Below are 5,022 nucleotides of genomic sequence, written 5' to 3' on the forward strand. Positions count from 1 at the left end.
ACGATTGAAGCCTTTTTCGTATTTTTGGATTTGTTGGAAACTGACACCTAAATGGCTTCCTAATTCTTTTTGGGAAAGCCCTATTGAAATGCGTCTATGACGGATTCTTTTGCCTATCAAAATGTCGATAAAATGTGGATTTTTAGTTGGCACTTCAAGCCCCCCCTCCGGTTGCGAGCGCCCTCGCATTGGTATTCCGGGAGTTAAAGGTACTGAATCCGAGTCAGCTTTTTGCTTTTAGTGCTGAGAAGCACCTGGACATAGCAAAATCTCCCGGAATCCCGGGACACCCGCAAAGCGGGTTCATTTTTACGCTCGGATTTAGGACCTTTAATCCCTCTTGATCGGTGCGTAGACGATCAAAATTACACTTTAAGTGATAAAGTAATTTCAGAAGATTGGCAAGAAAAATCAATATGCTATAAAACGGCGTTATTTGGAGGGGGGATGATATCAAGTATATCAATTTCCACATTTAGGTGTTTTTTAGAGTGTGTGGTGAATATTTTTGGCTGGGCTTATCTTGTCTGGTCTGATGAAACATTTTCTTTTGAGGGGGGGCGTCTGAAGACTGTAAGGGGTACTAGGCAAAAAGCTGGATTCGTTTATAGACTATTGTTTATAGAGCTGTGCGGGGTGGTGAACCTTTCCTTTAGCTTTATTCTGTAAAGATGTAAAAGCGTAAAAATGTGAATCTGTAAAAGTGAAGTGGGGGGATTTGTGGATTATATATTGTGCGTGTTTTTGGTCATGATATGGAGGGGTGAGAAGGATTGGGGGGAAGTGTCTTCGTGAATGGAGGGAGACGTTTAGAGGAAGAATGCTGTTAAGTTGTGAGTGTGTGACGGGAGAGAAAAAGGGGGAATGGAGGATGAAGAGAGTGCGCATGGATAAGAGGAGAGTGTGGGTAAGGCGGGTGTTGCAAAGAGATGCGTGAAGGATGGCGAGGAGATAGGGCTTGATTTGTTGAGCCTGATGAAGTGCTATCGTTTGAGAAGTGGTTGGGTGTAAGCTTTATTTTGTGGGGAAAGTTGCTTTTTATTGTGGGATTGTAGACTAGTGCTGGTTGGGAATTTTCATTCTTTGAGACGTGGGGTGGAGGTCAATGTAATAATATGGAAGATTGTGATCTCATAATTTTTACATTCTTTCTTTTTTTAAAGATATTACTTGATATTAGAGTAAATGCTTATATCAAGAGGAGTATTTCTTTAAAAATTTTCACTTAACTTATTAAGCGATTTATTAGAATAAACAACTCTTTTGAAGTTCATATCACCAATTGTAGCGAAGGAAGTGTAACTTTAAGTGTAGCAAAGTTTAAAATTGGATGGTTGATATGAATTTGTTTTTAAAAAAGAGTCCATTAGCTCTTTTTTGCTCTCTCTTTATTTCCAAAGTTGGTGATTATGCTTATGAAGTTGTTTTTATTTTACTGGTCTTAGAATTAACAGATAACACCTTTTTTACAGGTCTTGTGTATTTTTTTCGATTTATCCCTTTTCTCTTTTTTGGCCCTATAGGAGGTTGGTTAGCGGATAATTTTTCTTTGAAGAAAAATATGATCTTAAGTGAAGTTGTTAGATTATTAGCTTCATTGTTTGTTTTTATAACTTATATAACAGGTACGGCACATATCATTGTTCTTATTTTTGCAGCAATATGTACAACGATAGGAAGAAGTATTTTCCAACCAAGTTTTCAAGCTGCTATTCCCAGAATGTTTTCAATAAAAGATCTTACAAAGGCCAATAGCATTGCTCAAATTATCATGGAAACGGCAGCCGTCATTGGCCCTTTGGTTTGTTCCATACTGCTTTTTTTAGCAAATAAATCGGCAGTACTCATTTTTGATTTTTTTACCTATTTTATATCTATTATCGTGTTATTTAATCTCATGAATTTAAATTCAAGCGAGAATAAATCATTCAATTTTATAAAAATTTATCGAGAAACAGCTTCATATCTTAAATATATTTCTACAGAAAATAATAATTTATTTATTACGCTCGTTGGATCGTCGTTTGCTATTCTCTTTACGGGTGCTATTTTAAGATTTTTAATTCCAGCTTTTGTTCTTTTTGTGGGGGGAGAGGAGAGCCTTGTGAGTTATATTTTTTCTCTCATGGCTGTTGGAACTATTGTTGGTGGTTTGTTCTATAGTAAAATTATATTAAATATTACATCGTTGAAGCTCATGATATTTTGGCTTCTTTATGGGGTTATCCTGTTTGTTATGCCTTTAGCTGCTGGACTTTATTTAAAATTCCTTCTCGTGTTAGCATTTGTTCTGGGATTTATTGGTGCCTTTGTGGATATTGGTTTAGTCTCAGCTATTCAATTATATTCTCGTCGTGAAGATTTTGGTAAGAGTTTTGGAACCTTTTCAACTTTAGCGAACTCTGCCGAAGCAATGTCTGGCTTTATTGCTGGACTTTTGGCACTCGTGGGATTGTTAAGCTCTTTTTTAGCTATGTCCGCATTAATTATTTCCACGGGAATTATTGGCGTTGTAAAAATTAAGAAAAATAAAGAGTTAACACCTCTTAACACGACAGTCGATGACGACCATTGATATATTTGATATCTCCATGCCGTTTCTTTTTTCTAAAGACGGTTCGCTCATTATCTTATTCATGAGGTAAAAACACCGCTCTTTGAAGGGGGTGATCTGAAACGAATGAGTGGTCAGTGGTAGAAACTTGCTAGGCAAGCATTTGAATTCTTTACAGACCGTTGTTTATAGAGTGGTACGGGGCGGTGAACCTTTCCTTGGCTTCGTTCTGTAATGATGTAAAAGCGTAAAAATGTGAATCTGTAAAAGTGAAGTGGGGGATTTGTGGTTTATATATTGTGCGTGTTTTTGGTCACTTTGGGCTTTTGGGGGCGCGGAATGTGGTGAGAAGGATTGGGGGGAAGTGTTTTCGTGAATGGAGGGGAAATGAAGGGTGCTGTGCGTTGGTTTATGTAATGCAACACACCATGAAAGTAAGTATACATATACTATATGTATACTACATGCTTTACATGTGTTTTTTCGTACTTTTAACATATATATTTTGTGTCTTAAACATAAGCTTTGAGTACTATGAGAGATGGTGGTCGTTTTTTTAAACAAGCGAGAAAGTGATTAACTAATGCTTGATAGTAAAGAAATATGTTGTTAAGGCTATTCTTTGAAAGGAGGCTCTTATTTCTGGTGTAGGAGCTTTTCAGGAGAGAATGCAATTAATAGGGGAGTTAAGATGTCAAAATATTTATTTCCGTTACCGCTTGTATTGGTGGCTGGTTGTGCATCTATCAGTAATTATTCATCAAGTTATGTCAGTCCAAATATTACGAAAGATGATGTAAAATTAATTGCTAACGATTTTGTTCGTAATCTTAAAAAACCTTTACCGCCCGCTACAACAATACTTATTGTGAAAAAAAATAAAACAGAAGACAACTTTACTCCTGTATTTATTGATCTCTTGCGACGGAATGGATATAACGTGATCTATACAGATCAACCAAACAAACAGCAAAATGGTGTAATCTTGACTTATCAAATAACGCCAATAAAGACAGGTATCATGTCTATGGTTTCTTATGATGAGGTTGGAGTAACCCGTTATTATTTCCGTACTTATAATCGATGAAACCCCTTTGCCGGTTTGTCTCAAAGAAGTAGATAATGAAGAAATGTGTTTCAGGGGAAGTGTTGGGATTGAATTAATCAATAAAAATTTGCAGATATGAAATTGCATATTCAGACGATAGTTATTCGTCGTCTCGTTTACAATTTCAGTGTTGTAACGAAGAAAGATGTCGTTTTATCTGTTTGCAATTCTTCATGTTCTGTCTCAGTTATATAGCGCTTTTATCGTTTCTGTCTTATAGAAAATTACTTTCTGTTCTACGGCTCTATATGCCAATCTAATAGTCAGATCTAAACAATCAAATTCATATGAACTCTTTACAGAAATCTGTTGTTTGAGATTGTTGGAAAGGTGTTTTGTTTTTATCAAATTATCGCGTGGTGGTTTGGGAGTTTCCTTTGGCTGCGTTCTGTAATGATGTAAAAGCGTAAAAATGTGAATCTGTAAAATGAAGCGGAGGATTTGTGCTTTGTGTGGGCTTTTATCATGGCATGGAATGTGGTGCGAGGATTGGGGGATGTATTTGTGAATGGAGCGGGGAACGCTGGGATGAAGAGTGTTGTTGAAGTGCGTTTTCTGGAGAAGAGTGTGTGGGGAATGGCTGTGAACAGATTGCAGAGCTGATGTGTAAAGAGATGTGAAGAGAGAAAAATTGTGGTTGGCGTTTATATTCTATGCGGAGCTTAACAATTATAGTTGCATCTATATTTGTATGGGGATATCCGTGAAATGGGTGTGAGAAGCATTGAGAAGTGTTTTTTTTAATAAGTGGGTGAATGAGCAATACAATGAAAGCCTATTTAGGGGGGAAATCCTATTTAGAGGGATGCCTATTTAGGAGAAATCCTATTTTAGCTCTTGTTGTTTTAGACATTGTGTTTTGTATGAGGGGCATTTTGCAGAAAAGGTGTTTTGAGGGATGTGGATCCCTTAAAGAAAAACACAAAAATATCAAAAGAAAAATATAAAAACTTGACAAGGTAAATGTAAAAAGGTATCATAATGATACAATCGGAATTGTGCGTTTAAATCAGATGAGATCTTTTGATAAGATTCTGTGAGAGGGGTGGGGATGTTTTTCCAAGGTTTTGGTGTTTTTATCCTATTTTGAAGTTTGTTATCCTATGATGTCGTAAACCGTTTTTTGAGATGTGGTGATATCAGGCGGGCAAGGCTTTAGGCAGAGGGGAATATTGGCAAAGGATGTCGATTGATGCGCTTTTGCCTAATCAGAAATTAACCACAAGATTGCTTTTTGTTTTTTCGCTTCGAGCTCTCTAAAGTTTTTCAAAAGTGCGTGTTCTTTTTCGCTGTATGTGTCTTGATCGTGGTGTAAGGCATGTTCTTTTGTGGGAATATCTGCTGTTAAAAGGTCCGCATA

At 36.7% G+C, this 5,022-nt stretch carries 4 protein-coding genes and 1 pseudogene; 3 read left to right on the forward strand and 2 right to left on the reverse strand.

Annotated elements, in window-relative coordinates; all coding sequences use genetic code 11:
• On the reverse strand, positions 1 to 153 hold a 153-nt coding region (locus tag ACFIK2_RS08625; protein ID WP_375677166.1), incomplete at its 3' end, for a helix-turn-helix domain-containing protein.
• A 1,186-nt stretch (positions 154 to 1,339) separates the two neighbouring features.
• Between ACFIK2_RS08625 and ACFIK2_RS08630 the strand changes: the two genes are divergently transcribed.
• The 3 genes from ACFIK2_RS08630 (at position 1,340) to ACFIK2_RS08640 (ending at position 4,265) form a co-directional block, all read left to right on the forward strand.
• Entirely contained in the window at positions 1,340 to 2,575 is a 1,236-nt protein-coding gene (locus ACFIK2_RS08630) for an MFS transporter (protein ID WP_375662328.1), read from the forward strand.
• Positions 2,576 to 3,245: 670 nt separating this feature from the next.
• Positions 3,246 to 3,641, forward strand: coding sequence for a hypothetical protein (locus tag ACFIK2_RS08635; RefSeq protein ID WP_375677164.1), 396 nt, complete (start codon positions 3,246 to 3,248; stop codon positions 3,639 to 3,641).
• Between the two features lie 486 nt (positions 3,642 to 4,127).
• Positions 4,128 to 4,265, forward strand: a complete 138-nt coding sequence (locus tag ACFIK2_RS08640) for a hypothetical protein (protein ID WP_375677165.1) — start codon at positions 4,128 to 4,130, stop codon at positions 4,263 to 4,265.
• Positions 4,266 to 4,866: 601 nt separating this feature from the next.
• Here ACFIK2_RS08640 and ACFIK2_RS08645 read toward each other — a convergent pair.
• Positions 4,867 to 5,022 (reverse strand): annotated as a pseudogene (locus tag ACFIK2_RS08645) (transcriptional regulator); the annotation flags it as partial.

Source organism: Bartonella sp. AP88XZML, from assembly GCF_042195565.1.
Taxonomy (GTDB): domain Bacteria; phylum Pseudomonadota; class Alphaproteobacteria; order Rhizobiales; family Rhizobiaceae; genus Bartonella.